This is a genomic window from Halomonas sp., from assembly GCF_029263665.1.
GTDB lineage: Bacteria > Pseudomonadota > Gammaproteobacteria > Pseudomonadales > Halomonadaceae > Halomonas.
Window position 1 is genome coordinate 70,503 of the sequence record NZ_JAJUFQ010000004.1, and the last position, 26,992, is coordinate 97,494.

Annotated in this window: 33 protein-coding genes; 15 read left to right on the plus strand and 18 right to left on the minus strand. The window is 56.8% G+C overall.

Annotated features, from left to right (window positions below):
- Nucleotide 1 precedes the first annotated feature (1 nt).
- Nucleotides 2-571, plus strand: coding sequence for a BON domain-containing protein (locus Q1K07_RS05125; RefSeq protein ID WP_300308862.1), 570 nt, complete (start codon nucleotides 2-4; stop codon nucleotides 569-571).
- A gap of 82 nt (nucleotides 572-653) precedes the next feature.
- Here Q1K07_RS05125 and Q1K07_RS05130 read toward each other — a convergent pair whose 3' ends face one another.
- The 8 genes from Q1K07_RS05130 to zapE all read right to left on the minus strand — a co-directional run bounded on the left by Q1K07_RS05130 (nucleotide 654) and on the right by zapE (nucleotide 7,228).
- On the minus strand, nucleotides 654-1,154 hold the full coding sequence (locus tag Q1K07_RS05130; protein ID WP_300308866.1) for a ClpXP protease specificity-enhancing factor: 501 nt from the start codon (nucleotides 1,152-1,154) through the stop codon (nucleotides 654-656).
- A 198-nt stretch (nucleotides 1,155-1,352) separates the two neighbouring features.
- A complete protein-coding gene (sspA, locus tag Q1K07_RS05135) occupies nucleotides 1,353-1,979 on the minus strand; it encodes a stringent starvation protein SspA (RefSeq protein ID WP_300308869.1) in 627 nt (208 codons plus the stop codon).
- 160 nt (nucleotides 1,980-2,139) lie between these two features.
- The gene (locus Q1K07_RS05140) at nucleotides 2,140-2,841 is read right to left on the minus strand and encodes a cytochrome c1 (RefSeq protein ID WP_300309260.1); all 702 of its coding nucleotides are present in this window, start codon (nucleotides 2,839-2,841) and stop codon (nucleotides 2,140-2,142) included.
- A 65-nt stretch (nucleotides 2,842-2,906) separates the two neighbouring features.
- Nucleotides 2,907-4,166: a cytochrome bc complex cytochrome b subunit gene (locus tag Q1K07_RS05145; RefSeq protein ID WP_300308872.1), complete on the minus strand. Its 1,260-nt coding sequence runs from the start codon at nucleotides 4,164-4,166 to the stop codon at nucleotides 2,907-2,909.
- Nucleotides 4,166-4,777: a ubiquinol-cytochrome c reductase iron-sulfur subunit gene (gene petA, locus Q1K07_RS05150; RefSeq protein WP_300308875.1), complete on the minus strand. Its 612-nt coding sequence runs from the start codon at nucleotides 4,775-4,777 to the stop codon at nucleotides 4,166-4,168. The genes Q1K07_RS05145 and petA overlap by 1 nt, the downstream gene beginning before the upstream one ends.
- Nucleotides 4,778-5,026: 249 nt before the next feature.
- Complete coding sequence (rpsI, locus tag Q1K07_RS05155; protein WP_300308877.1) at nucleotides 5,027-5,416, minus strand: 30S ribosomal protein S9; 390 nt, start codon at nucleotides 5,414-5,416, stop codon at nucleotides 5,027-5,029.
- A gap of 13 nt (nucleotides 5,417-5,429) precedes the next feature.
- Entirely contained in the window at nucleotides 5,430-5,858 is a 429-nt protein-coding gene (gene rplM, locus Q1K07_RS05160) for a 50S ribosomal protein L13 (protein ID WP_149284344.1), read from the minus strand.
- Between the two features lie 197 nt (nucleotides 5,859-6,055).
- On the minus strand, nucleotides 6,056-7,228 hold the full coding sequence (gene zapE / locus Q1K07_RS05165; RefSeq protein ID WP_300308882.1) for a cell division protein ZapE: 1,173 nt from the start codon (nucleotides 7,226-7,228) through the stop codon (nucleotides 6,056-6,058).
- Between the two features lie 184 nt (nucleotides 7,229-7,412).
- Between zapE and Q1K07_RS05170 the strand changes: the two genes are divergently transcribed.
- The gene (locus Q1K07_RS05170) at nucleotides 7,413-7,886 is read left to right on the plus strand and encodes a DUF1043 family protein (RefSeq protein WP_300308885.1); all 474 of its coding nucleotides are present in this window, start codon (nucleotides 7,413-7,415) and stop codon (nucleotides 7,884-7,886) included.
- A gap of 127 nt (nucleotides 7,887-8,013) precedes the next feature.
- Here Q1K07_RS05170 and Q1K07_RS05175 read toward each other — a convergent pair whose 3' ends face one another.
- Complete coding sequence (locus Q1K07_RS05175) at nucleotides 8,014-8,775, minus strand: Nif3-like dinuclear metal center hexameric protein (protein ID WP_300308888.1); 762 nt, start codon at nucleotides 8,773-8,775, stop codon at nucleotides 8,014-8,016.
- Nucleotides 8,776-8,938: 163 nt separating this feature from the next.
- Here Q1K07_RS05175 and Q1K07_RS05180 point away from each other — a divergent pair, with 163 nt between their 5' ends.
- Nucleotides 8,939-10,243 (plus strand): Do family serine endopeptidase, encoded by a 1,305-nt coding sequence (locus tag Q1K07_RS05180; protein WP_300308891.1) that lies wholly within the window; start codon nucleotides 8,939-8,941, stop codon nucleotides 10,241-10,243.
- 108 nt (nucleotides 10,244-10,351) lie between these two features.
- Here Q1K07_RS05180 and hisD read toward each other — a convergent pair whose 3' ends face one another.
- The 9 genes from hisD to Q1K07_RS05225 all read right to left on the minus strand — a co-directional run bounded on the left by hisD (nucleotide 10,352) and on the right by Q1K07_RS05225 (nucleotide 17,352).
- Nucleotides 10,352-11,674 carry a histidinol dehydrogenase gene (gene hisD / locus Q1K07_RS05185; RefSeq protein WP_300308894.1) on the minus strand — a complete coding sequence of 441 codons (1,323 nt, stop codon included), beginning with the start codon at nucleotides 11,672-11,674 and terminating at the stop codon, nucleotides 10,352-10,354.
- A 63-nt stretch (nucleotides 11,675-11,737) separates the two neighbouring features.
- Entirely contained in the window at nucleotides 11,738-12,391 is a 654-nt protein-coding gene (hisG, locus tag Q1K07_RS05190) for an ATP phosphoribosyltransferase (protein ID WP_300308897.1), read from the minus strand.
- Nucleotides 12,392-12,465: 74 nt separating this feature from the next.
- Nucleotides 12,466-13,728, minus strand: coding sequence for a UDP-N-acetylglucosamine 1-carboxyvinyltransferase (gene murA / locus Q1K07_RS05195; RefSeq protein WP_300308903.1), 1,263 nt, complete (start codon nucleotides 13,726-13,728; stop codon nucleotides 12,466-12,468).
- A gap of 12 nt (nucleotides 13,729-13,740) precedes the next feature.
- Entirely contained in the window at nucleotides 13,741-13,995 is a 255-nt protein-coding gene (locus Q1K07_RS05200; protein ID WP_149284337.1) for a BolA family protein, read from the minus strand.
- Between the two features lie 261 nt (nucleotides 13,996-14,256).
- Nucleotides 14,257-14,571 carry an STAS domain-containing protein gene (locus tag Q1K07_RS05205; protein ID WP_300308907.1) on the minus strand — a complete coding sequence of 105 codons (315 nt, stop codon included), beginning with the start codon at nucleotides 14,569-14,571 and terminating at the stop codon, nucleotides 14,257-14,259.
- Between the two features lie 8 nt (nucleotides 14,572-14,579).
- Complete coding sequence (locus Q1K07_RS05210) at nucleotides 14,580-15,224, minus strand: phospholipid-binding protein MlaC (RefSeq protein ID WP_300308910.1); 645 nt, start codon at nucleotides 15,222-15,224, stop codon at nucleotides 14,580-14,582.
- A gap of 50 nt (nucleotides 15,225-15,274) precedes the next feature.
- Nucleotides 15,275-15,742 carry an outer membrane lipid asymmetry maintenance protein MlaD gene (mlaD, locus tag Q1K07_RS05215; protein WP_149284334.1) on the minus strand — a complete coding sequence of 156 codons (468 nt, stop codon included), beginning with the start codon at nucleotides 15,740-15,742 and terminating at the stop codon, nucleotides 15,275-15,277.
- A gap of 18 nt (nucleotides 15,743-15,760) precedes the next feature.
- On the minus strand, nucleotides 15,761-16,543 hold the full coding sequence (gene mlaE, locus Q1K07_RS05220) for a lipid asymmetry maintenance ABC transporter permease subunit MlaE (RefSeq protein ID WP_300308914.1): 783 nt from the start codon (nucleotides 16,541-16,543) through the stop codon (nucleotides 15,761-15,763).
- A complete protein-coding gene (locus Q1K07_RS05225; RefSeq protein WP_300308919.1) occupies nucleotides 16,540-17,352 on the minus strand; it encodes an ATP-binding cassette domain-containing protein in 813 nt (270 codons plus the stop codon). The genes mlaE and Q1K07_RS05225 overlap by 4 nt, the downstream gene beginning before the upstream one ends.
- Nucleotides 17,353-17,629: 277 nt before the next feature.
- On the opposite strand from Q1K07_RS05225, the gene Q1K07_RS05230 reads away from it, so the two are divergent.
- The 12 genes from Q1K07_RS05230 (at nucleotide 17,630) to bioA (ending at nucleotide 26,931) form a co-directional block, all read left to right on the plus strand.
- Entirely contained in the window at nucleotides 17,630-18,628 is a 999-nt protein-coding gene (locus tag Q1K07_RS05230) for a KpsF/GutQ family sugar-phosphate isomerase (RefSeq protein ID WP_300308922.1), read from the plus strand.
- Between the two features lie 41 nt (nucleotides 18,629-18,669).
- Nucleotides 18,670-19,230: an HAD hydrolase family protein gene (locus Q1K07_RS05235; protein ID WP_300308925.1), complete on the plus strand. Its 561-nt coding sequence runs from the start codon at nucleotides 18,670-18,672 to the stop codon at nucleotides 19,228-19,230.
- A 2-nt stretch (nucleotides 19,231-19,232) separates the two neighbouring features.
- Nucleotides 19,233-19,823 carry an LPS export ABC transporter periplasmic protein LptC gene (gene lptC / locus Q1K07_RS05240; protein WP_300308928.1) on the plus strand — a complete coding sequence of 197 codons (591 nt, stop codon included), beginning with the start codon at nucleotides 19,233-19,235 and terminating at the stop codon, nucleotides 19,821-19,823.
- Entirely contained in the window at nucleotides 19,820-20,347 is a 528-nt protein-coding gene (lptA, locus tag Q1K07_RS05245; RefSeq protein ID WP_149284328.1) for a lipopolysaccharide transport periplasmic protein LptA, read from the plus strand. Before lptC ends, lptA begins: the two co-directional genes overlap by 4 nt.
- Nucleotides 20,347-21,072 carry an LPS export ABC transporter ATP-binding protein gene (gene lptB, locus Q1K07_RS05250; RefSeq protein WP_300308932.1) on the plus strand — a complete coding sequence of 242 codons (726 nt, stop codon included), beginning with the start codon at nucleotides 20,347-20,349 and terminating at the stop codon, nucleotides 21,070-21,072. The genes lptA and lptB overlap by 1 nt, the downstream gene beginning before the upstream one ends.
- A 112-nt stretch (nucleotides 21,073-21,184) precedes the next feature.
- Nucleotides 21,185-22,597, plus strand: coding sequence for an RNA polymerase factor sigma-54 (locus Q1K07_RS05255; RefSeq protein WP_300308934.1), 1,413 nt, complete (start codon nucleotides 21,185-21,187; stop codon nucleotides 22,595-22,597).
- Between the two features lie 198 nt (nucleotides 22,598-22,795).
- The gene (raiA, locus tag Q1K07_RS05260; RefSeq protein WP_300308937.1) at nucleotides 22,796-23,104 is read left to right on the plus strand and encodes a ribosome-associated translation inhibitor RaiA; all 309 of its coding nucleotides are present in this window, start codon (nucleotides 22,796-22,798) and stop codon (nucleotides 23,102-23,104) included.
- A gap of 12 nt (nucleotides 23,105-23,116) precedes the next feature.
- A complete protein-coding gene (gene ptsN / locus Q1K07_RS05265; protein ID WP_300308940.1) occupies nucleotides 23,117-23,602 on the plus strand; it encodes a PTS IIA-like nitrogen regulatory protein PtsN in 486 nt (161 codons plus the stop codon).
- A 97-nt stretch (nucleotides 23,603-23,699) separates the two neighbouring features.
- On the plus strand, nucleotides 23,700-24,581 hold the full coding sequence (rapZ, locus tag Q1K07_RS05270; RefSeq protein ID WP_300308942.1) for an RNase adapter RapZ: 882 nt from the start codon (nucleotides 23,700-23,702) through the stop codon (nucleotides 24,579-24,581).
- A 6-nt stretch (nucleotides 24,582-24,587) separates the two neighbouring features.
- Nucleotides 24,588-24,857, plus strand: coding sequence for an HPr family phosphocarrier protein (locus Q1K07_RS05275; RefSeq protein ID WP_149284322.1), 270 nt, complete (start codon nucleotides 24,588-24,590; stop codon nucleotides 24,855-24,857).
- A gap of 146 nt (nucleotides 24,858-25,003) precedes the next feature.
- The gene (locus Q1K07_RS05280) at nucleotides 25,004-25,528 is read left to right on the plus strand and encodes a hypothetical protein (protein ID WP_300308946.1); all 525 of its coding nucleotides are present in this window, start codon (nucleotides 25,004-25,006) and stop codon (nucleotides 25,526-25,528) included.
- 119 nt (nucleotides 25,529-25,647) lie between these two features.
- Nucleotides 25,648-26,931, plus strand: a complete 1,284-nt coding sequence (bioA, locus tag Q1K07_RS05285; protein ID WP_300308948.1) for an adenosylmethionine--8-amino-7-oxononanoate transaminase — start codon at nucleotides 25,648-25,650, stop codon at nucleotides 26,929-26,931.
- Nucleotides 26,932-26,992 lie beyond the last annotated feature (61 nt).

Consider the following 26,992-nt stretch of genomic DNA (forward strand, 5'->3'; position numbering starts at 1 on the left):
CATGACCCAACGCTCTCTTATCGTCTCCCTGACCCTGGCCCTCATGCTGGCAGGCTGCTCCACCATCACTTCAGTGACCAACCCCGGCCCGATCGAGGACAACTATGGCGAACGCACCTGGGGCGCCCAGGTCGATGACGAAAGCATCGAAACCAAGGCAGAACACAATCTGAAAGCCACTGACGCTCGTTTCGGAGATGCTCGTGTCAACGTGGACTCCTACAATGGCGTTGTCCTGTTGACTGGCCAGGTCCCGAGCGAAGAACTCAAGCAGAGTGCAGAGCAGATTGTCTCCCAGATCCGCAATGTCCGCCGGATACACAACGAGCTGAGCGTGGCAGCCAACCTGCCCACCAGCCAGCGCCTCAGTGACTCCTGGATCGACACCAAGGTCCGCACCACCCTGGCGACCAGCGGTACCTCCGCCAAGGACATAAAGGTTGTCACTGAAAATGCCACTGTATATCTGATGGGCCTGGTCACTCATGCCCAAGCCGACCAAGTGGTCAATACAGCAGCCAGTGCTGGCGGCATGGAGCGCATCGTCAAGGTATTCGATTACCTCGACTAACCTTTCCCATGTCAGTCATGCAAAAACGGCAGGCCTGAGGCCTGCCGTTTTTGCATTGTCCAACGATCGCACAATCACACCATCACTTGATGACACGCAGAGATGGGCGCCCTTTGCGCGGCGGCTTCGCTTGCTGATTGACATCGTCATCACTGCGCGCGTCGGCATCTTCCTCGGCACGTTCTTCCAGAGCTTGAGATTCCGAAGCGGCATCAGCACTATCAACACTTTCCAGCACTGGTGCCTGATCTTCTTCTGCCTCTTCAGGCAATACCGGCTCGTGGCCGAAGACCATGCCCACACCATTTTCTCGTGCATACAGCGCGATCAAGGCAGGCACAGGCACGAACAACTGCTCGGACTTACCATTGAAACGAGCAGAAAAACGAATCCACTCATTATCCATATGCAAGTCACGTACGGCGCTTGGCCCAAGGTTGAGCACAATCTGGTCATTCTGCACAAACTGGCGCGGCACTTCGACGCCAGACTGAGTAGCGTCAACAACGATATACGGAGTCAGATCGTTATCCAGCAGCCACTCATAGAGCGCCCTGGCCAGATAGGGACGACTTGATTTCATGAATTGGCCCTCTTGGATGGCTCTTTCAAAACGGGCTGATGGCTTTCCTGCAACACGCTAACGGTTTTCTACACAACACGTTAACGGCTTTTTCATGGCCCCGCCAAGGCTACCTTCAGAATATGCCTTTGCTGTCATGGCAGGCCGATACAGCCTCGGCTGGACCGACCTCACCGGAGGTCGGCCACAGAAGGTCGGTCAGGCACGCATCTCGCGCTCATTCTCCGACAAGGATGCCTTGAAGCCTTCACGATCAAACAGACGCTCCATGTAATCCATCAATGGACGTACCTGTTTTTCCGGCAACTCAATGCCAAGAGCCGGCAAACGCCAGAGCACCGGAGCCAGGCAGCAATCGACCAGGGTGAACTCTTCACTCATGAAGAATGGCATGTCCTCGAAGATCGGCGAAATGCCAATCAGACTCTCGCGCAGCTCCTTGCGTGCCTTGTCAGCCTCCTTCTTGCTGCCAGAAAGGATGCGCTCCACCATCGGGCACCATTCACGCTCGATGCGGTGCATCCACAGACGACTCTGGGCACGGGCAACCGGGTAAACAGGCAGCAGCGGCGGGTGCGGGAAACGCTCGTCCAGGTACTCCATCATCACCTTGGACTCATACAGCACCAACTCACGATCGAGCAGCGTAGGCACACTGTTGTAGGGGTTCAGATCAGCCAACTCCTCGGGATGCTTCTCTTCCGTCACTTCGACGATATCAACAGCGACCCCCTTCTCGGCCAGCACAATCCGCACACGATGACTGTAATGATCGTCACCGCCGGAATAGAAGATCATCGACGACCGCTTGGCCACTACACCCATGAAACAATCCTCGCATCAGTTCAAGCCGGGATAATAACACGACAGCACCGACTTGGGGCTCACGACTCCTTCGAGAGCGACAAATCGGAAAAATATGATACCCAGATAACACAAAAGGTGCATGGCCAAGACCATGCACCTTGATCAAGAAAGCTGCATCCTAATGCACATCACGCCAATATTCACGCTTGAGCAGCCAGGTGATCACAATGAACACCAACAGAAAGATCAGTACCTTCGGCCCTAGCGAACGGGCCTGCAAACGGGATGGCTCGCCCACATAAACCAGGAAGTTGGTGAGATCGAACATCGCCGCTTCGAAGTCTTGCGTGGACATGCTGCCGGGCGACACCACACTCAGGGTACTGCACTCCCCGCCCTGTGCATGCTCTCTTTCTTCTTCGGTGCAGGTCAGTTCCTGAACTCCTTGCAATTCCTCCAGTACATTGGGCATGCCCACCGCCGGAAAGACCACGTTATTGACACCAAAGGGACGCTCGGAATCACGATAGAAACCCAGCAAATACGAATAGATCCAGTCGGCTCCTCGCAGACGAGCCTCCAGCGTCAGATCAGGAGGTGCAACGCCGAACCAGGCCTCCGCGTCATCTTCTCGCATCGCCCGGTGCATTTGGTCATTGAACCCCAATTGAGACGAGAACATCAGGTTATCCACCATCATGCCCTCGGGAATCCCAAGATCCTCGGAGGCTCGGGAAAAGCGCTGATACTCAAGGGAATGACAGCCCATGCAGTAATTGACGAACAACTTCATGCCGCGCTGCAACGATGCCTCGTCATCCAGGTCCGGCGTCATGTCATGGGTAGCGCCTTCGCCCGCGGCGATGGCAGACGACACCATGACGACTGACATGAGGGAACACGCAAGGGACAGGGCAATGGTCAGAATGAGTCGTTGTGTATTCATCAGCCAGTCACCCTTTCCGGAACAGGCTTGGTCTTCTCCAACCTGGTATAGAACGGCATCAGAATGAAGAAGGCGAAATAAACCAGGGTACACACTTGGGAAATCACTGTGCGCATTGCCGTTGGCGGCAAAACACCAAGCACTCCGAGCGTGATGAAGCTGATGACAAACAGCGCCAGCATGACCCGGGAGAACCAGCCCTTATAGCGCATCGAACGTACAGGCGATCGATCCAGCCAGGGAAGCACAAACAACACAGCAATGGCAGCCCCCATGGCCAACACACCGAGAAACTTGGCATCAAGGCCAAAGATGCTGAAGGTAACACCACGCAAGATGGCGTAGAAAGGTGTGAAATACCACACAGGAGCAATATGATCCGGAGTCTTCAACTGGTTGGCCGGCTCGAAGTTTGGCGTCTCCAGGAAATAGCCGCCACCTTCAGGGAAATAGAAGATCACCACACAGAAGACAAAGAGAAAAACTGCCACCCCGAACAGGTCCTTGACCGTGTAATAGGGATGAAAGGGAATCCCGTCCAGCGGATTACCCGCCTCATCACGCTTTTTCTTGATATCAATGCCATCCGGGTTGTTGGAGCCAACTTCGTGCAAGGCAATGATATGCAGCACCACCAGCGCCAGAATCACGATGGGTAACGCGACAACGTGCAAGGCAAAAAAGCGGTTCAGGGTAATGCCGGAAATCAGGTAATCCCCCCGGATCCACTGAGACAGATCCGGACCGATTCCAGGAATCGCTGAAAACAGCGAAATGATGACCTGGGCCCCCCAGTAGGACATCTGCCCCCAAGGCAGCAGATACCCCATGAAAGCCTCTGCCATCAAGGCCAGATAGATGGCCATGCCAAAGATCCACACCAACTCTCGCGGAGCCCGGTACGATCCATAGAGCAGCCCACGAAACATGTGCAGATAGACCACGATGAAGAAAGCCGAAGCGCCCGTGGAATGCATATAGCGGATCAACCATCCCCATTCCACATCACGCATGATGTATTCGACAGAGTCGAAGGCCCCCTCGGCACTAGGGTTGAAACTCATGGTCAGCCAGATTCCGGTAATGATCTGATTGACCAGCACCAGTAACGCGAGAGAACCAAAGAAATACCAGAAGTTGAAATTTTTCGGCGCGTAGTATTGTGTCAGGTGGTCGCGCAACATCTGGGTTGCCGGGAATCGATCGTCTATCCAGCGCATCATACCGCGCTCAGCTTTCGCTCTACGCTGATTAGCCATCAGGCTCCCTCCCCGTCTTCACCGATCACAATCACCGAGTCACCTTCGAAGTGATATGGCGGCACTTCGAGATTGATTGGCGCCGGCACATTACGGTACACCCGACCAGCCAGGTCGAAGCGCGATCCATGACAAGGACAGAAGAACCCTCCAGGCCAGTTGCTGACCCCGACATCACTGGCATTGGGTTCAGGCTTGAATAGCGGTGAGCATCCCAGATGAGTACATAGGCCAACAAGTACCCCTATCTCAGGACGAATGGCGCGCATCGGCCCAGAGACATAGTCAGGCTGCTGTGGCTCAACAGACTCAGGGTCTGCGAGAATATCCCCGCCCAGATCCTCGGTGCGCTCAATCATCTCCGTGGTACGGCTCAGTATCCATACCGGCTTGCCGCGCCACTCCACCACGATGCGCTGCCCGGGCTCGAGCTTGGAAATATCCGCCCTGACTGGTGCTCCTGCCGCAAGCGCCCTGGCACTCGGCTGCCAGGACGACAGAAAAGGTACCGCTACGCCAACAGCACCCACGGTCCCGACGACCGTTGTCGCACTTACCAGGAACCGACGTCGAGCCCTGTCGACTCCCCGATTCACGTCATGCTCAGCCATGCCCTGGTGCCTCCCATCGCCTCACTCCTCCTGGACCGCAGCTGTGCCGCGTGGCCACGCGCCCTTGTCGTTATTGCTGCTTGTCGTTATTGCTGCTTGTTGTTATTGCTGGCTGCTCTTGTGAGTCCAGATATAAGACCCAAGTGCTTGTATCTTAGGCAAGCCTCATACGAACACACAAGGATGGTACCTAAACGACAAAGCCCGGACCTAGGTCCGGGCTTTGGAGATCGAAGCGGTAAAGAGCGATTAACGCTTGGAGAACTGCGGGCGACGACGTGCCTTGCGCAGACCGACCTTCTTACGTTCGACTTGGCGCGCGTCACGAGTGACGTAGCCTGCATCACGCAGCGGCTTGCGGAAGTCTTCGTTGTATTCGATCAGTGCACGAGTGATACCGTGACGGATAGCACCGGCCTGGGCACTACCACCACCGCCCTTGACGGTGACATAGGCATCGAACTGCTCGAGCGTTTCAGTCAGCTCGAGAGGCTGACGAACCACCATACGGCCGGTTACACGACCGAAGTATTCATTCAGCTCGCGACCGTTGACGACGATCTTGCCGGAACCCGGCTTCAGGAAAACGCGAGCGGTAGAGGTCTTGCGGCGACCGGTACCATAATACTGCTGTGACATGGCCTGATTCCCCTTAGATGTTCAGTTCTTGCGGCTGCTGTGCAGCGTGCGGGTGCTCGGTGCCGGCATAGACCTTCAGCTTGGCGTGCATGGCACGACCCAGCGGGCCCTTCGGCAGCATGCCTTTCACAGCACCTTCGATGACACGCTCAGGAGCGTGAGCAATCAGCTGTTCGAAGCTCATGGAACGCAGGCCACCCGGATAACCGGTATGACGGTGGTACATCTTGTCACTGGCCTTGTTGCCAGTCACCTTCACCTTCTCAGCATTGATCACGACGATGTAATCGCCGGTATCGACATGAGGAGTGTACTCAGGCTTGTGCTTGCCGCGCAGGCGACGAGCAATTTCAGTGGCCAGACGACCGAGCGTCTTGTCCGCAGCATCGACGACATACCAGTCGCGCTGGACGGACTGCGGCTTAGCAGTGAACGTCTTCATGGATGAATCACCAATTAGATATGTTGGATCCTGTCATCGGCCCGCTTCAGCATGCTGAAAGAAGGTCGACATTGGATCATCCCTATTTTTCTTGGTTGTACCGGCGGTGATGACCACCACATCGGCACAACGGTCGAGCGAGCGCGCATTCTACACGATAGGACAGCGCTACGTCACCCCCTTCACGGGGTTTATGCTCAAGGCTTGTGTGGCAACGCCAGATATTCTCTTGACTGCATTTCCTGCAGACGCGAAAGAGTGCGCTGGAATTCGAACTCCAGTGTTCCTCCGGAATAGAGCGCATCCGCCGACACCTCGGCCGACATCAACAACTTGACGCCACGATCATAGAACTCATCGACCAGGTTGATGAAACGACGAGCCCGATCATCAGTGGCACCACTCATGCGCAGCACCGATGACATCACCACAGTATGGAATTCTCGTGCCAGCTCAATGTAGTCATTCTGACTCCTGGGACCGTCACATAGCTCCAGGAAATCGAACCACACCACATTTTCGTGCAGACGCACCGCGTGCAGTACGCGATGATTGACCTCCAATGCGACGCCCTTCTCTCCCGGATGCCCGGCGATCTCCCGAAAGCTACGCTCCAGCTCTCTGTTCGCTGCCTCATCCAGAGGCGTATGGTAGATCTGTGCACGCTCGAGAGCACGCAAGCGATAGTCCACGCCCGAGTCGACATTGACGACTTCACAATGGCGCTTCAGCAAGTCGATGGCAGGCAGGAACCTTGCTCGCTGCAGGCCATCCTTATACAGGTCATCAGGAACGATGTTAGAAGTTGCCACCAGCACCACTCCCCGCTCGAACAGTGCTTCGAGCAGGTTAGCCAGGATCATGGCATCAGTGATGTCCTTGACGAAGAACTCATCGAAGCAGATGACTCGCGTCTCTTGAGCAAACTTGGCGGCAATGAGCTGCAAAGGGTTCTTCTCCCCTTTGCAGTGAGCCAGCTCGTTATGCACACGCTGCATGAAACGGTGGAAATGGGTACGCATCTTCTGGGGAAACGGCAGTGCTTCATAAAAGGTATCCACCAGATACGTCTTGCCACGACCGACCCCGCCCCAGAAGTACAGCCCGGAGATATCCGGTAGCCTGGGCTCCTGTCCGGCCTCCTGGCGCCCGAAGATACCTTTCACCTTGGACTTCCACCCGCGACTGTTCGCTATTGCAGGCTTGCGCACCGGAGCTGCAACCAATTGGTCATACAGACGTTGTAGATGCTCGACAGCATTGGCCTGGGCCGCATCGTGATTGAAGTCTGGACGCTCCAGATCCCGACGGTAGCGTTGTATAGGGGTCAGAGGTCGACTAGTGCTCGGCGTGGTAGCGGTGGCAGTCATGTACCATCCTGGCTGAGTCTGAATGAAGAAGGCCGTATTATACGCAGCTGCAGCAAAATGCGCAGCCGCAGCATGAAACACATTACACAGCGTGGCATTTGACGCTCCGTAGGCGTCGCCCCCTATAATGGAGCCCCGGCTTGACCGGCACTGCGGCTAGCGACTGGCACTCAGGGAGACAATAGTGGAAGCAAGCAATATCAATGTGATTCTGGCAGCAGCCTGCCTGATCGCCGGCATCGGTATCGGCGCCCTAGGCTATCATCTGCTCAATGGCGGTGCTCGCAATGCTCAGAAGCTACGCCAGCGCCTCACAGAACGTGAACGCCAGATCGCCGAATGGAAAGATGGTGTCGATGAGCACTTTACCCAGATGGACACGCTGATTCAGCGCCTGCTGGAAGGTGGTCAGAATCTTCGCCAGCAACTGGACGAATCAGCCAAGCGTCTGGGCCGCGAAGGCTCTCCCAACAAGGTGACACCCCCAGGGAACCTGCAGATAAGCAGCCTGACACCATCGAACGACGCCGCACAGGAAGATCTCAAGATTCCCCGCGATTATGCGGATGGCAACAGCGGCACACTTTCCGAAAATTACGGCCTGCGCAAAGAGGATGAAGACGATGATGAAGCATCCCCTCGCCCTCCGCGCTACTAAACCCCACGCAACTATGTTCCGCGCCACTGACTATGATCCGCGCCACTAGGCCCGTTTCTGCATAGACAAATCGCGACATACTCAACACCAGGCCTCACTCCATGGAACGGAGTGAGGCCTGAATGTGTCAGGCAGGGTTGTCGATATCGACAAACCGATGCTCAACAGCAAAGCGCTCGGCCAGCCACTGCCCCAGAGCCTTCACCCCATAACGCTCGGTCGCGTGATGCCCCGCCGCCAGATAGTGGATACCCATTTCGCGAGCCAGATGAGTCGTTCGTTCAGAAATTTCACCAGAGATAAAGGCATCTACCCCCGCCTCCGCCGCCGCACTGATCATGTCCTGGGCCCCACCCGTGCACCAGGCAACCCGCTTCACATCCCCCAGGCCTGGCGCTTTGACCACGGTAGGCCTTCTGCCCAGCACACTGGTCACCTGATCCGATAGCGCTTCCAGAGAAACAGGGTGCTCAGGCCGGCCATGCCACAGCAACCCTTCACCCATGGGAGCATCCAGGGTGCCTTCCACCTTCAATCCCAATTGCCGAGCTAACATGGCATTGTTGCCAAGTTCAGAGTGGGCATCCAGAGGCAGGTGATAGGCCAGCAAATTGATATTGTGATTCAACAATGTCGCCAGTCGCTTGCGCTTCATGCCGGTGACAGCGACCGGCTCGTTCTTCCAGAAATATCCGTGATGCACCAGCACCAAATCCGCCTGCCATGCCACGGCTTCGTCAAGCAAGGCCTGACATGCCGTCACCCCACTCAACACACGCTGGATACTGGGTTTACCAGAAACCTGCAGACCGTTCTCCGTATAGTCCCTGAAACGCGAGGAATCGAGCAGCGTGTCGCAGGCAGCAACCAGTTCTTTACAGTCGACCATGATTCCATCCAAGAGCAAAAAGTGCAGGAAACCCAGGGTCCACTCAACCAAGTTTCCCTCCGGGAAGCAGCCATAACCTTCCAGGCAGTGTTACAATATCGCTCATTGTACTCGGCCCGTAACAGGCCCGCGACACCGCCCCAGCGATAAGGACTCCCGCCGCATGCGCCGCAACCTGCTACCCTATCTTTGGCCGGTCATCATCGGCATTCTGCTTGCCGTCGTCCTGCTCAACGCTTTTCCTGAGCGCCTCGGCCGAATGGCTCCTGACTTAAGTACCGAGTCCACCCCACCCCCCACTGCACCAGGCACAGAAAACGCCCCGGCCGTCGGCGCACCCGCACCGGACCCCATTGCCCCAACAGGGGACAGCACCACCTCCACCAATGTGGCAAAGCGCCCTCTGCCCGAGCTGCAGCAAGCACCGCCACTCAACCGGCAACAAGGACTGGTCAGCTATGCTGATGCAGTTGAGCGTGCAGCACCGGCCGTGGTCAATATTTATTCCTCTCGCGTCGTGGAACGCGAGACTCATCCTCTGATGTCCGATCCCTTCTTCCGTCAGTTCTTCGGTCGCGACGCTCCTGCACGCCAACGCATGCTGTCGAGCCTCGGCTCCGGTGTCATTGTCAGTCAGGATGGTTATGTCCTGACCAACCACCATGTCATCAGCGGTGCCGATCAGATCCAGGTAGCCCTACGCGATGGGCGCGAAACCCTGGCCGAAGTGATTGGCACTGATCCCGAGAGCGACCTGGCGGTACTCAAGATCAACCTCGACAACCTGCCCGTCATCGAACTGAGCGATTCCGAGGATGCAGTAGTAGGTGACGTAATGCTTGCCATCGGCAATCCCTTTGGCGTCGGCCAGACTGTCACCATGGGGATCATCAGCGCCACCGGCAGGAGTCACCTGGGACTCAGCGCCTACGAGGATTTCATCCAGACCGATGCCGCCATCAACCCTGGCAACTCCGGTGGCGCCTTGATCAACCCCCAAGGAGGCCTGGTCGGCATCAATACCGCCATTTTCTCCCGGTCAGGAGGATCCCAAGGTATTGGCTTTGCCATTCCAGCCAACCTGGCCCGCAGCATTCTTGAACAGATCGTGACCAATGGACGCGTCATTCGTGGCTGGCTTGGCATCGAAGCCCAGGAACTCAATCAGGATCTGGCCGCTTCCTTCGGTCTCAAAGTTCCCGCTGGCGTGATCATCGCCGGCGTTGTTTCCGATGGTCCGGCCGATCAGGCAGGATTAAAACCAGGAGACGTATTGCTCAAGGTCGACAACAGCCCTGTCATCGATCCTCGTCGGACCATGAGCGATATCGCCGCGGTTTCCCCGGGAACCGAGCTCCAGGTGACAGTGGCGCGCAATGGCACCCCCCAGGAAGTCAAGATTGTCGTCGGTGAACGGCCGACGCCAAGCAGCCAGGAAGACCTTCTGAACAACACTCAACCTGAGTAGCGATCAGCATGGAAATGCAAGAGGCCCCGGCATAGACGGGGCCTCTTGCGTGATGACGACTGACAGGCGGGTGCTACTCCCAGATTCCGCTCACTCCCTGATTCGTGCTTACTTCTTGATTCGATATTCTGCCGAGCGAGCATGCGCCGTCAAGGATTCCCCACGAGCCAGCACGGAGGCCGTCTTGCCCAGAACAGAAGCCCCCTCAGGAGAGCATTGGATGATCGAGGAACGCTTCTGGAAGTCGTACACCCCCAAAGGAGATGAGAAACGCGCCGTCCCAGAGGTCGGCAGGACATGGTTGGGGCCAGCACAGTAGTCCCCCAACGCTTCAGCGGTGTAACGCCCCATGAAGATAGCACCAGCATGACGCACCTCGGGCAGCAGAGCTTCGGGATCCGCGACAGAAAGCTCCAGGTGCTCCGGGGCAATGCGGTTGACCAGCTCCATGGCCTCCGTCTGATCACGACAGGCGATCAATGCGCCACGCTCCACCAGAGACACTCGCGCAATAGGTTCACGCTCCAAGGTCGGCAGCAAGCGATCCATGGCTTTCTGTACCTCATCGAGGTGAGCCTCATCCCAACTGACCAGAATAGCCTGAGCATCCTGGTCATGCTCGGCCTGGGAGAACAGATCCATGGCCAGCCATTCGGGATCGGTCTGCCCGTCGGAAACTACCAGGATTTCCGATGGGCCAGCTATCATGTCGATGCCCACCTGGCCAAATACTGCACGCTTGGCCGTGGCGACAAAAATATTGCCAGGCCCCACGATCTTGTCGACTTTCGGCAATGTCTCGGTACCGTATGCCATCGCCGCCACTGCCTGGGCGCCACCTACGGTATAAACCTTTTCCACCCCGGCCAAGTGCGCCGCCGCCAGCACCAGTTCACTGACAACTCCACCCGGTGCAGGCACCACCATCACGATTTCGCGTACACCTGCCACATGAGCTGGCAAGGCATTCATCAGCACAGATGATGGGTATGCAGCCTTGCCGCCAGGTACATAGATGCCCGCACGGTCAATTGGCGTTACCTTCTGTCCCAGCACCGTGCCATCCGCTTCGGTATACTGCCAAGACTCCGGTTTCTGGCGCTGATGGTACTCACGTATCCGCTCAGCGGCATGAGCCAATGCATCACGCTGCTGCTCCGGCAGCCCTGCAAAAGCCGCCTTGAGGCGCTCCTTGCCCAGCGTCAGTGCAGCCATGTCTGTCGCCTCGACCCGGTCAAAGCGACGGGTATACTCCAGCAACGCAGCATCACCCTGCTCACGCACTGCGATCACGATCTCGTCGACACTCTGTTGCACCGCCTTGTCAGACACACTTTCCCAGGCAAGCAATGCCGACAGGCGTGCGTCAAAGCCTTCTTCCCAGGTAGACAGGCGAGTCATTGCAAGATCGTTGGAAACGGAGGCATTCATATTGGGCATTACCTGTAATAATTCTTCTGTGTCCAGTAGTTCAGCATCAGGACTCCGCCAGGATCAGGTCTCGGCAGCAACCCGGCGACTCTCCACCGCCTGGCGCAGGCGATCGACCAGCGGCTTGATGCGCTCATGTTTCATGGTCATTGAAGCCTGATTGACCACCAGGCGCGTACTGATATGCGCCATCAGCTCACGAGGCTCCATGCCATTGGCCCGCAAGGTATTGCCAGTATCGACGATATCAACGATTTCATCTGCCAGGTTCATCAATGGCGCCAGCTCCATTGCCCCATAAAGCTTGATGACCTCGGCCTGGATGCCCTGCTCGGCATAATAGCGACGCGCGATATTGACAAACTTGGTTGCCACCCTACGACGAGCACGGGCTGGTTCCGCGCCGGTGATTCCCGCCGTCATCAGCTTGCAGCGGGCTATTTCCAGGTCAAGTGGCTCATACAGCCCCTCAGCACCATGTTCCAGCAGCACATCCTTGCCGGCCACCCCCATATCAGCCGCACCCAGCTGGACATAGGTCGGTACATCAGTAGCACGAATCACCACCAGCTTGACATCAGGCAGGTTGGTATCGAACAGCAACTTGCGACTCTTGCCCAAGTCCTCTGCAGGGCGAATACCTGCATCCGCCAGCAGCGGCAACGTTTCTTCCAGGATGCGCCCTTTGGAAAGGGCCAGAATGAGTTGTTGAGTCATTATCCAGCCAGGTAAATATTGTGAAAAGACATTACCAGCCCGCCAGAATGCCAGGCTGGTAGTCAGGCATCACGTCAACCAGGAATGCGCTTGATCTTGGCGCCCAGCAGTTGCAGCTTCTCTTCAATGCATTCGTAGCCGCGGTCGATGTGGTAAATACGATCCACCAAGGTTTCACCCTGAGCCATCATCGCTGCAATCACCAGTGAAGCAGAAGCACGCAAGTCGGTCGCCATCACCGGCGCTCCCGACAATGCTTCGACTCCAGTAATCACTGCCGTATTTCCTTCCAGGGCAATATTGGCCCCCATTCGATTGAGCTCCTGCACATGCATGAAGCGATTCTCGAAGATGGTCTCGACCACGCGTCCAGTGCCTTCCGCAACGGCATTCATGGCGACGAACTGGGCCTGCATGTCAGTCGGAAAGGCAGGATATGGCGCAGTGCGAATATTGACCGCCTTGGGTCGACGCCCTTCCATGTCCAACTCGATCCAGTCATCTCCCGAAGATATTCTGGCGCCGGCCTCTTCCAGCTTGGCCAGCACTGCTTCGAGAATATCAGCACGCGTCCGCTTCACTCTGACCTTGCCACGACTGAGTGCTGCCGCCACCAGGAAAGTGCCCGTCTCGATACGGTCGGGCATGACATGATGCACAGCTTCATGCAGGCGCTCGACACCTTGGATAGTGATGGTATCGGTGCCATGGCCGCTGATATTTGCACCCATCTTGATCAGGCACTCGGCCAGGTCTACCACCTCGGGCTCGCGCGCCGCATTCTCCAGCACGGTAGTGCCTTCGGCCAGCGTCGCCGCCATCAGCAGGTTCTCGGTACCTGTCACGGTCACTACATCGAAGAAGATAGTCGCACCCTTGAGACGACCATCGCTGCGCGCACGAATGTAGCCACCTTCGACGCGAATATCCGCTCCCATGGCTTCCAGTCCGCGCAGGTGCAGATCAACCGGACGCGATCCAATGGCACATCCTCCCGGTAGGGAAACATCTGCTTTGCCAAAATGGGCAAGCAAGGGTCCCAGCACCAGAATGGAAGCGCGCATTTTCTTGACCAGTTCATAGGGCGCATCACAGTGCTCGACCTGGGCACCATTGAGCTGGACACTCATGTCCTCGCTCAGAACCGCTTCCACTCCCAGGTGGCCCAGCAGTTCAAGCGTCGTGGTGATGTCCTGCAAATGCGGCAGGTTGCCGATGGTCACTGGCTCTTCAGACAACAGAGTGGCACACAGAATAGGCAGTGCGGCGTTCTTGGCACCACTGACCCAAACCTCTCCGTGGGTCGGGCCATTACCGGTAATGATCAGTTTATCCATGCAACGATACCATCAGGCTCCCGGGTTCTCGGCCGCCACTTGCCACTGGTCCGGCGTGAAGGTCTTGATACTGATAGCGTGTAACGCACCTGAAGCGATTTCTTCGGCCAGGGCACCGTAGATCAGTTGTTGGCGCTTGACCGGCGTCAATCCGGCGAAACGGTCGCCCACAGCAATGACCTGAAAATTGCAGCCTTCACCCTGGATATGGAACTCACAACCATCCACGCGGCTTTCGAGCAACGCTTTGACGTCGCTAGGTTGCATGCAGACTCTCCTGAAAAGTCGTGAGACACCGGCGCGGCGATCAATGACCACTCTCGCCCGGTGCCAATAAAAAAGGACGTTTGGCGCCTTATGGTAAAGAAAAGCAGCGTCTTTGGCGATGCCGGAAACAAAACCCGTGCCGTCGCTACACATACTGCCTGCGACTGCCTATGGCAACAAAGCAGGGCTGCAAAAACATTGAGGGCCGCGAATGCGGCCCTCTCATGGCAGGAAAATGGCGTAAAAGGTTGCGAGCTGTGCTCAATTCCCGCTGGGTAACAGAGTATCGATACCTGCCACTCGCGTCAGTCGCGCCAAGGCAGGAGATAGCACAACAGCTTCGAGGTTCAGGCTGGCCGAGCCGATGGATCTCAGCCACTCGAGCATGACGCTGAGCGCGGCACTGGAAACCTCTTCTACCTGACTGAGGTCAAGCCGTACCGCCCCTCCCTGCTGACGGGAAGCAAGCCAGTCGCGCCCCGCTTCAGCCATCTCTGCTGCTGCTTCGAAGGCGACCCGCCCACTCACCTTCAACGTATTGCCGTCGGCTTCGAGGCGGGCAGTTTCGCTCTTCATCAGCACACTCATGCACCACGCTCGAGTTCATCGGTACCCACTTCCGGCGACCATGTGTTGATGACAGCATCATAGTCACGGTTATGCTCGCGCATAGATTGATCGAACTGGTTACGGAAGGTCAGCCCGAGGTTGATGCCATTGACGATGACATTGACCACTTTCCACTGCCCTTGACTGTTACGCAGCGTGTAGTTGACCGGATAAACCGCGCCATCGGTGCCGATAACCTGAGTTTCGACATTGGCCTGATCTTCGTAACGGCCAGATCCACTATCGAGCACTCGGATCTCGCGGTAGTCGTAGGTAATCAAGCCTTTCGCATAGGTATCGAGCAGGCTCTGCTTGAACACATTAACGAAGCGCGTGCGCTGCTCGGGAGTGGCATTGTTGAAATAACGCCCCATGACGCTCGCGCCGATGTAACGAAAGTCCAGCGCATCACTCAGACTCTGATCGACCACCCGCTTGAGCTCGCCCGGGTTCGATGCGAAATAGTCCTTGCGCCCTTCGATCTGACTCATCAGACCATCAATGCTCGATTGGACTACCTGTTGCGGTGCTTGCTGGGCAAAAACCGGCAAGCTGACAAGCAACAACACCAGCGCAAACAGAGCATGACGAACATTCATCGGGGAATATGCAATTTTCATGGAGCTCTCCTTGTGATTTCCGGCAATTACCGGCCACGTAGTTGACTTGATTAGTCTTTGACAGCGCTGGAGATAAATTGTTGTATCAGCTCTTCTAGGACAACAGCCGATTGGGTGTCACGAATCGTGTCGCCCTCACCCAGCGTATCCGGCGCGCCGCCCACATACAGGCCAACATACTGCTCGCCAAGCAGGCCTGCTGTCAGAATGGCTGCCGTGGAGTCTTCCGGCAGCTTGCCAAGCAGATCACTGTTCAAGGACATCACCACTTGAGCGTCATACCATTCCGTGCTCAAGCGAATACTCTCCACACGCCCCACCGTCACGCCGGCCATGGTGACTCTGGCTCTCGGCTTGAGACCGCCGATATTGGCAAAGTTGGCGGTCAACTCGAAAGTGTCGTTAGGGCGTCCTGTCGGGTCGAGACCACTGACCTTCAACCCCAGGAACACGAGTCCCAGGATGCCGGCCAACATGAACAGACCCACACCGAACTCCATCATCTTGCTGCGCTTCATCAACAATACTCCGCAGAATCAGGAAAGCCCGCCGAACATTACGGCAGTCAATACAAAATCCAAGCCCAGTACGGCCAGGGACGAGTACACCACAGTACGTGTGGTGGCACGGGAAATACCCTCTGACGTGGGCACCAGGTCATAGCCCTGGAACACAGCAATCCAGGTCACGACCAGAGCAAACACCAGGCTCTTCACCAAACCATTGCCGATATCATCGATAAACTCCACGCTGGCCTGCATGTTGCCCCAGTAGGAACCATCGAAGACACCCAGCCATTGCACCCCCACCAGATAGCCGCCCCATATCCCGATGACACTGAAGCCGATCGTCAATAGAGGCAGGGAGACAAAACCGGCCCACAAGCGCGGTGCCACAATGCGGCGCAGAGGATCCACCCCGATCATCTCCATGCTGGTCAGCTGCTCGGTGGCCTTCATCAGGCCTATTTCAGCGGTCAAGGCTGAACCTGCGCGACCAGCAAACAACAAGGCTGCAACGACGGGGGCCAATTCTCTCAGCAGTGACAGGGACACCATCTGGCCCAGAGCCTGCTCAGCACCGAAATCGACCAGAATGGTATAGCCCTGCAGGGCCAACACCATGCCGATGAACAGTCCGGATACCAGGATAATGGCCAGGGACATCACCCCTACCATATGCATCTGGACAAGCCACAGACGGAAACCCTCTGCAGAAGGCCGACCAAACATCGACTGAACCAGAAACAACCCTGCCCTGCCCATGGCCTCAAGCAGGTCGCAGCCAAGCCGCCCAAGGCGGGTGATGTATGCCATCATGACCGGACTCCTTGACCCAGGATATCTTCATGGAAATCGTTGGCCGGATAGTGAAACGGCACAGGACCATCCGGCTCGCCATGGACAAACTGATAAACCCGCGGGTCCTGTTCGACATCCAGAGAAGCCGGTGTGCCATGCGCCATCACCTCACCATCGGCGATCACATAGACATAATCCGCGATGGACAAGGTCTCCTTGATATCGTGCGACACAACTACCGCTGTCAGCCCAAGAGCCTCATTGAGACGCTTGATCAACTGCACCAGCACACCCATGGAAATTGGATCCTGCCCAACGAAAGGCTCGTCGTAGAGAATCAGTTCGGGATCGAGCGCTACTGCACGGGCCAGTGCCACTCGCCGGGTCATGCCCCCAGAGAGCTCCGACGGCATCAACTCGCGAGCACCGCGCAGGCCAACCGCCTCCAGTTTCATCAACACCACATCACGAACCATGCTCTCAGGCAGGTTCGTATGAACGCGTAGCGGAAAAGCCACATTTTCATAGACATTCAGGTCGGAAAACAGTGCACCACTCTGAAACAGCATGCCCATGCGTCGACGCATACGGAACAACGCCTTGCGTGACAGCCGATGAACATCATGACCAGCGATCAACACACGCCCGGCATCGGGGACCAGTTGGCCTCCGATCAATTTCAGCAACGTCGTCTTGCCGGTGCCGCTCGGCCCCATGATGGCGGTGATCTTGCCACGCGGAATAGACAGATCCACGCCGCGGAAGATCTCTCGATCTCCTCGCGAAAAGCGCAGTTTTTCCACCTCTACCAAGGCGGATGAAGTCATCGCAATCCCCGTTATTGAACCAGTCAGATGAAGGTGGCCGCTGAACATTCACGCCAGCCAAGAGTCGAAACATCAATGATAACGACCATTTGGTCAGTTATCGAACATCGTATCCTAACTCTCTCACACCATGCTAGTATGCCCCCAACGACTTATACACATAGGCACACTTGGTACAGGACGTTCCTCGCTGAAGCAATCTGGCCTGACCAGGGCATCGTGACCGGCCACTTCCTGCCTCTTGTGAGAACGCGCTCTTACGGCAACAATCATATCCATGACAGAACAACCTGATACTGCATACGTGGCCCCCTTGTCCTTGCGCGATAGCGCTCGACGTACCCTCAGCCTGGAGCGCGACGCGATCGATGCTCTGCTCACGCATCTCGACGAAAGCTTCGATCGAGCCTGTGAGCTGATCCTCGCTTGTTGCGGCCGCGTGGTCGTCACCGGCATGGGAAAGTCCGGTCATATTGGCGGCAAGATTGCTGCTACCCTGGCAAGTACCGGTACCCCGGCTTTTTTCGTTCACCCTGGCGAAGCCAGTCACGGAGACCTCGGCATGATTACCCGGGGCGATGTGGTATTGGCGTTGTCCAATTCTGGCGAAACCGCCGAAGTGACCGCACTACTCCCATTGCTCAAACGCATGGGTGTGCCGCTGATCAGCATGACCGGTCGCCCCAACTCAACATTGGCGCGCCATTCCAACGCACACTTGTATGCAGGCGTCGAGCGCGAAGCCTGTCCTCTGGACCTGGCTCCGACTTCCTCGACCACCGCGGCTCTGGCCTTGGGTGATGCCTTGGCAGTGGCGCTGCTCGAGTCACGTGGCTTCACTGCCGAAGATTTTGCCATGTCCCACCCCGGCGGTAGCCTCGGCAAGCGACTGCTGCTGACAGTTGCTGACCTGATGCATAAAGGCGACCGTCTGCCCCAGGTTCCGCAAGGCAGTCCTCTGCGTGATGCCTTGCTGGAAATTTCCCGCCAGGGGCTGGGCTTTACTTGCGTAGTCTCCCCCGATGGCACGCTGGCCGGCGTTTATACTGATGGTGACTTACGCCGCACCTTGGACCGCCACCAGGATTTCACTGGCCTCAAGGTGGACGATGTCATGACTCGGCCAGGGCATTACGTGACTCCTGATACACTGGCGGCAGAAGCCGTACGTATCATGGAAGATAACCGTATCACTGCTCTGGCCGTCATCGACGATATGCAACGCCCCATCGGTGCCCTGCACATGCATGACTTGCTGAGTGCCGGGGTCATCTAAACAGAGCCTCCATGACGCCCTCATGAACAAGGACAGTGCCCATGCCTAAAGATACTCTCTCGACCGTCCCCCAGGATCTGCTCGACCGCCTGCGCAGGATACGCCTGCTTGCTCTTGACGTGGATGGCGTAATGACCGACGGCAGCCTGTACTTCCAGGCCGATGGCAGCGAACTCAAAGCGTTTAACACGCTCGACGGACACGGACTGAAACTGCTCAAGCGCGCCGGCATCGAAGTCGCCATCATTACTGGCAGGCGTTCCACCATGGTTGAGCATCGAGCCGATGCTCTGGGCATCCGCCATGTCAGTCAGGGGGTGGAAAAGAAGCTTGTCGAGCTCAAGGCTCTCTGCACAGCACTTGGCCTTGAACTGAATCAGGTCGCTTACTGCGGTGACGACCTCCCTGACCTGCCTTGCATCCATCATGTGGGCGTAGGCATCAGCGTTCCCGGTGCCCCCGACTACATACAGAAGCATGCTCACTGGGTCACCGAACGTCATGGAGGGCATGGTGCTGTACGCGAAATCTGCGACCGACTGCTGATAGCCCAGGGTCATTGGGATAGCGTGCTCGATACTTATTTGCACAGTGGTCACTGAACATGCAATTGCGCCTGCGAAAGCCCGGCTTCCGCTTCTGGCTCGTAGTGATACTACTGGGGCTGGGAGCCTGGCTGGCTTTTCTTGACCCACGCGATACCATTATCCCCAACATGATCCCCAGGAACGAGGCCGGGGAACCGGACTATTACCTGGAAGATGCCAAGCTGACACGTTTCAATGCCCAGGGCCAAGCGTATCAGCGTGCTACCACTCCTCGTCTGGCACATACTCCGGAGGATGATGTCACCCGTCTGAAGACACCAGACCTCGAACTGATCGACGATGACGGCAGAGACTGGATTGCCAGTGCGGACGAGGGGCGCCTGGGACCCGACGGCAACCCCATCGTCCTTACCGGCAACGCTCACCTAGAGGCACCACAGGAACGTTGGCAGCTGGATACCGAAGAACTCCACTACGATAACAAGACAGGTCACGCCTGGAGCGAAACCCCTGCCCTGTTACGCCAACCGCCCCAGGAAATGCGTGGCGAGCGTTTCGATGCCTGGATTCATGACAACCGCGCCCGCCTGACCGACAATGTGACCGGCTTTCATCCGCCCGAACCCCAAAAGGAGTCCGCCCAATGACGCGTCCGAGCACCACTCACCTGCTCGCCCTGTGCCTGGGCCTTGCCACCTGCCTTGGCAGCAGCGCTGCCCTGGCCCTGGAAAGTGACCGCACTGCTCCCATCCAGGTCGAAGCCGATCAGCTTGATCTGGATGACAAGGCTGGCACGGCTGTCTATACCGGCAATGTACGCATCCAACAGGGCAGCATGCTCCTCACCGGCGACCGAGTAGAAATTCGGCGCAACAACAAGGGCGAGCTGTCTCTGGCCACGGCCACCGGTCAGCGCGCCTACCTGGAACAGAAACCCTCACCTGAAGAACCCGTGGTCAAGGGATGGGGGCATCGAGTCATCTATCACGTCCCTGAACGCCGCATCGAGCTGATCAACCAGGCCGAACTGCACAAGGGAGGAGATACCTTCGACGGCGCCTATGTGGAATATTTCCTCGATCGCAAGGTGGTACAGGCCCGCTCCAGTGCTGAAGGCGTCCAGGGCAATCAGCGTATTCGCATGACCCTCGAGCCGGAGCAAGGTAACTGATGAAGACGCTTCACGCCCGCAATCTGGCCAAGAGCTACAAGAAACGCCGCGTCGTCCATGACATCAGCTTGTCCATTCGCCAGGGCAGCATCGTCGGCTTGCTCGGCCCCAATGGTGCCGGCAAAACCACCTCGTTCTACATGATCGTGGGACTGGTACGCGCAGACTCCGGCGAAGTCGCCATTGACGAGATGGATCTGAGCCGTGCTGCCATGCACGAGCGTGCACTTGCCGGAATTGGCTACCTGCCCCAGGAAGCTTCGATATTCCGCAAGTTGACGGTTGCCGATAACATCATGGCGATTCTCGAAACTCGCAAGGATCTCGACAAGGCCGGCCGCCATCAGCGACTGGAGCAGTTGCTGGAGGACTTCCATGTCACCCATATTCGCGATAATCCTGGCATGGCATTGTCTGGTGGCGAACGTCGCAGGGTGGAGATTGCCCGTGCCCTGGCAACAGAGCCCGCCTTCATTCTTCTTGATGAACCCTTTGCCGGTGTTGACCCCATTTCCGTCGGTGAGATCAAGGCGATCATCCGCCAGCTCAAGGCACGCGACATCGGTGTTCTGATCACCGACCACAACGTCCGCGAGACACTGGACATCTGTGATCATGCCTACATTGTGGGTGATGGCCAGATCATCGCCGAAGGCAATGCCCATGACATTCTTGCCAATCAGCGGGTCAAGGAAGTGTATCTAGGCGAAAACTTCCGTCTTTGACTAATGTTGGCAAGAGACTTGCATGCCGCCCAACTCGCCGTTAGTGTGATGCGATCATCCACCCGAGAAACACTGCAATCTCCATCAGTGTTTCCTTGACCGGAATTCGCTAATGGCCCTCAAGGCGTCACTGCAGCTGCGTCTTGGCACCCAGCTCACCATGACTCCCCAACTGCAACAGGCCATCGCTCTGTTGCAGCTATCCACTCTGGACCTGCGCCAGGAGATCCAGCTGGCCCTGGAGTCCAACCCCATGCTTGAGCTGGAAGATGGTTTTGGCGAGCAACAGGCTCAGGAAACCACAGATGACGACTGGGTCGATGAAATTCCTGCAGACCTGGCGACCGATAGCGAATGGGAGGACACCTTTCAGGACCTCGGCATGAGCCCTGCCGGCAGCGGTGAAGCGCCCGACTTCGAGCGCCAGGCTGATAGCCAGTCACTTCAGGGTCATCTCAGTTGGCAGCTGGCCATGCTCGACATTTCTTCAGCAGAAAACCGCATCGCCGAAAGCCTGATTGACGCTGTCACCAGCGACGGTTATCTCGACCAGCCACTGGAAGACATCCATGAAGGCCTTCTCGGCCAAGGCTTGGAGCCATTGACCCTGAGCGATGTCGAAGCCGTTCTCAAGCGCCTGCAACAGTTCGAGCCCACTGGCGTCTTCGCTCGAGATCTGCGCGAGTGCCTGTCTCTGCAACTCGACGCATTGCCCAGGGAAACGCCCCTGCTCGCCCAGGCAGGACGTCTGGTCCGCCAGTTTCTCGAAGCGCTGGCAGCTGATGATCGCCGTATGCTCAAGCGCCGCCTCAGCCTGGATGACGACCAGCTCGACAGCGTCATCAGTCTCATACGCAGCCTCGATCCACGCCCCGGCAGCCAATTCGGTGACAACAGCTCAGATTATGTGATACCTGATCTCATCGTACGCCATAGCGCCGCTGGCTGGCAGGTAGAGCTCAACCCTGATGCCATGCCGCGACTGCGTATTCAACCCGATTACGCAGCCTTGATTCGCCGTGCCGATAAAAGTCAGGACAACCAGTTTCTCAAGGATCATTTACAGGAAGCCCGCTGGCTTCTCAAGAGCCTATCCAGCCGCAATGACACCCTACTCAAGGTGGGTCGTGAAATCATGGCGCGCCAGATCGACTTTCTGGATCATGGCGAAGAAGCCATGAAACCCCTGATCCTGGCCGACATTGCAGACAAGGTCGAGATGCATGAGTCCACCATCTCCCGAGTCACGACACAAAAGTTCATCTACACCCCCCGTGGCGTTTTCGAGCTCAAATACTTTTTCTCTAGCCAGGTAGGCAGTGATGGCGACGCCCATTCCAGCACAGCAATTCGCGCCATGATCAAGAAACTCATCCAGGATGAGCCTCCTCGCAAGCCGCTATCCGACAGCAAGCTGGTCGAACTGCTTAATGCGACTGGCGTCAACGTGGCCCGACGTACGGTAGCCAAGTACCGTGAGTCGATGCATATTCCCTCATCCAGCGAGAGAAAACGCCTGCGCTGAGACGCGTCTTGAAGTCGCAAGGACTGCCCACAAACACCCGCTGGCGTTGAATCTGCTTGCTGGACAAGTTGACAAACCACTCAAGTTGCTGAATCACGGGCTCTCCTGTCAGATTTCAAGCAACTTCGATGAGGGGGTTTGCAGGACCCGAAAAAGGGTTACAATCGAGCTACCACATGCAAGAGCAAGGAGCTTGTCATGCAAGTAAACATCACCGGCCATCACGTTGAACTGACCGACCCCCTGCGTGACTACGTACAAGAGAAGCTCACTCGAGTGGAGCGCCACTATGACAATATCACCAACGTCCAGGTGACGTTGTCAGTGGAGAAGGAACGCCAGCAAGCCGCCTGCACGCTTCACGCCGCCGGTGCTGATCTCCATGCTGATGCACAAGATGGCGATATGTATGCCGCCATCGACGCGCTTGCCGACAAGCTTGATCGTCAGTTGGTCAAGCATAAGGAAAAATCTCAAGCCCGAGCACAGGGCACCGGACTCCGTTGATCCCCCATCATTATGACATTGGAAGCCATTCTCCCTCCCGAGCGCACTCTCTTCGATGTGCCGGGAGGAAGCAAAAAAAGGGTGCTGGAATTTTTCAGCACCTTTATTGCGCAAAATACTCCGAGCCTGGACAGCCAGGAAGTCTTTAGCCGACTGATTGGCCGCGAGCGGTTAGGCAGTACAGGTATTGGTAATGGCGTGGCCATTCCCCATGCCCGTAACCCTCACTGCAAGACACCAATCTCGGGCTTTCTCAAGCTTTCTGAGCCTATCGACTTTGATGCGATCGATGGTGAGCCCGTCGATCTGATCTTTGTGCTGTTGGTGCCAGAGGAAGCTGACGATACCCATCTGGCTCTGTTGGGACAGGTCGCAGGAGTCATGAGCGATGCCGAAACCCGGCAACGCCTGCGCAGTGCCACTTCACAGCGAGAGCTTTACGAATGCCTCCAGGAAGCGATTCGTCAATCCGACGGCCCTTCTTCTCCCAGTGGCTGAGAGCTTCCGCCCCATCCATTATATCGTCCATCCATTACATGCCTCAGCCGCACTCTCCTTCGAGTACTGCGGCTCTCCCCTGACCAGGAGACAGGACATGCAACTCGTGATCATCAGTGGCCGCTCTGGCTCGGGCAAGTCTGTTGCTCTGCAGGCCCTCGAAGATCTCGGTTTCTATGCCATCGACAACCTCCCGGCCATGTTGCTGGGGTCGTTGGTGGCAGAACTGGCCAATAGTGACCTGCGCCGCGTCGCTGTCAGCATCGATGCACGCAATCTGCCAGGAGCGCTCGAACGTTTCCCTGAACTGCTCAGCGAGCTCAAGGATGGCAATATCGAGTGTCAGGTGGTTTACCTGACCAGTAACCCTCAGGTATTGCTGGAACGCTTTTCCCACACTCGCCGGCGTCATCCGCTAACCCGCTACAGTGACATGACCCTGGCTGAAGCTATTGAATCTGAAGAAAAAGCACTCAGTGGTATGCGAGACCTGACAGACCTGGTCATCGATACCACCCGCTTGTCCGTGCATGACTTGCGTGCCCAGATTGCCGACCAGGTCGCCGGACAAGATGCAGAACAGCTCAGCCTGACCATAGAGTCCTTCGGCTTCAAGCGCGGCGTTCCTCCTGATGCCGACATCGTCTTCGATGCCCGTTGCCTGCCCAATCCCTACTGGGACCCCTGCCTGCGTGACGCGACAGGCCAGGACCAGGCTGTCATCGACTTTCTCGAGGGGTTTCCTGTCGTGGATGAGATGTACGATGACATTCTCCACTGGCTGGACAAGTGGCTACCGCAATACAAGGCCAGCCACCGCAGCTATCTTACCGTGGCCATCGGCTGTACCGGCGGTCAACATCGCTCGGTCTATCTGGCCGAGCGTATCGCTCAATCTCTTGCCGCCAAGCACGACCGTATTCGCCTGCGTCATCGCGAGCTTGTTCAGCAGCGGCGCCTGGTATCAAAGGGAGACTGATATACCGTGCCACAGCGACAGCTCACTCTCATCAACAAGCGTGGCCTTCACGCTAGAGCAGCCACCCGCCTGGTACAGTGCTGTCAGACCTTCCAGTCTCAGATTATTGTTCGCCGTGACCATATGCAGGGCGATGGCGCCAACATCATGTCGCTATTGATGCTGGCAGCACCCTGCGGCACCGAGCTGATCATTGAAGCCGAAGGCGACGATGCCGAATCAGCACTTGACGCCATTGAAGCGCTATTCACCGCCCGCTTCGACGAAGAAGACTGACCTCTGGCATCAGCATCCTTTTCAATGCATACGAACTCGATGTACAAGAGATATGCTTGAATTAGCGCCAGTCGATTATACTGTGCGTACATTAGATGATCGCTGAGCATCCTGCTCGAGCGTGCGGAGAATATCGATTTCCCACCATGCAGTTAATCCAGACCGGAAAATACAGTAGCGTCCATTACGATCCCGAGCACGACACCTTCATCAAGACGTTCTCTCCCAACATCACTGATCGCTGGCGTTACCGGCTCGGCATTCGCCGTTATCCCGGATATAACTTTCGTTATGTGGCCAAGCGCCTGTCTCTGCTTGGCATCCAGGCTCCCGACATTATCGAGTCCAAGCGTTATCGCCTGGTCACTGCCAATGTGAATGGTGTGCCTCTCAAGCAGGTCATTCAGGATGATCCTGCCCTGCAGCAGCGTTATGTGGACATTCTGGTAGCCCTGTATCGTGATCGCATTCACTGCCGGGGCCTGCACACTGACAACTTCCTGGTCAAGAACGGCGAAATCATCGCCATCGACCTGGATGCCTACAAGGCACCGAGAATCTTTACCTATCCCCGCCAAGAGTTCATCGACTGCCTCAGCCGCTCCCTGAAAGGTAAAGAAGCCTTCTTGTTCCAACGCTTCCTACAAGCCATCGACGCTCCAGCCCCCTGACACAGGTTCAGGGGTTTCGCCGAACCAGATATCGCCCAATAACAGGATGACTCCACTTATTCGCTCATGCTGGTAAACTTTCAGTTCGATAACAGGTTTACCATTAGCGAGAGTCACCCATGTCTTCACCCGTCTGGCACCCCTACGCCCATCTCAAGCACCAGGCCCCAGCGCTCAAGGTCGTTGGAGGCCAGGGGACACATTTCACCCTGGAGTCTGGCGAGCGCCTTCTCGACGCCACATGTTCCTGGTGGTGCATGATCCATGGATATGGTCATCCTCGCCTGGTCAAGGCCATTCAGGAACAGGCAGCAACGCTTTGCCATGTAATGCTGGGCGGCCTGACCCATGAGCCCGCCGACCTTCTCGCCCGAGAACTGGTGCGCATCACCCCGCAGGGGCTCAACCATGTGTTCTACTCGGACAGTGGTTCCGTGGGCATGGAAGTGGCGATGAAGATGGCTGTGCAATACCACTTCCTCCGCGGGCGCCCACAAAAGCACCGCATGCTGTCATTGATGAAGGCCTATCATGGCGACACTGCTGGCTGCATGGCGGTATGCGATCCCGAAGAAGGAATGCACAGCCTGTTTTCAGGCTTCTTGCCTCAGCATTATTTTGCCCCGGCCCCTATTTCTTCCTTTGACGCCGACCAGGCAAGTGTCGATGCTGACCTGGCCGCCCTGCGCAAGGTACTTGAAGCCCATCACCGGGAAATCGCAGCTTTGCTGATGGAACCTTTGCTACAGGCCGCAGGCGGGTTGAACATGACCTCGCCGCTTTACCTGAGGGGAGCCAGGGAGCTCTGCGATGAGTTCGATGTACTGCTGATCTTCGACGAAGTGGCCACTGGGTTCGGTCGCACCGGACGTCTCTTTGCTGCCAATCATGCCGATATCTGCCCCGACATCATGGTGCTGTCCAAGGGGCTGACCGGTGGTTACCTCGGCCATGCAGCCACACTGGCCACCGACCAGGTGCATGACACATTCATTGGCGACAGTGAATACCATGCCTTCATGCATGGCCCCACCTTCATGGGCAACCCTCTGGCCTGCCGTGTCGCACTGGAAAGCATCAGGGTCTTCGAAGAAGACCATTACCTTGACCGCATTGCCAGACTCAATGCTGTACTGAAGGCAGAGCTTGAAGGTGATGAGGATCTACGTCGCCATCCTCGGATCGCCGATGTACGCACTCTCGGCGCCACCGGTGTCATTGAGGTCAAGGATAGTGCAGACCTCAAGGGTGTTGCTGAGCAGGCCAGGGAGCGCGGCGTCTGGCTACGCTCCTTCGGGCGCTGGCTCTATACCATGCCGGCTTACATCACCAGCGATGACGACATGCGCCGCATCACCGATGCCATGAAAGCCTCTTTTCTGAATTCCCTGGGCAACCGCTGATCCCACAACGGCACAATCGCTGTTCCTGAGGCAATCACATATCATGACATCAATACCTGTC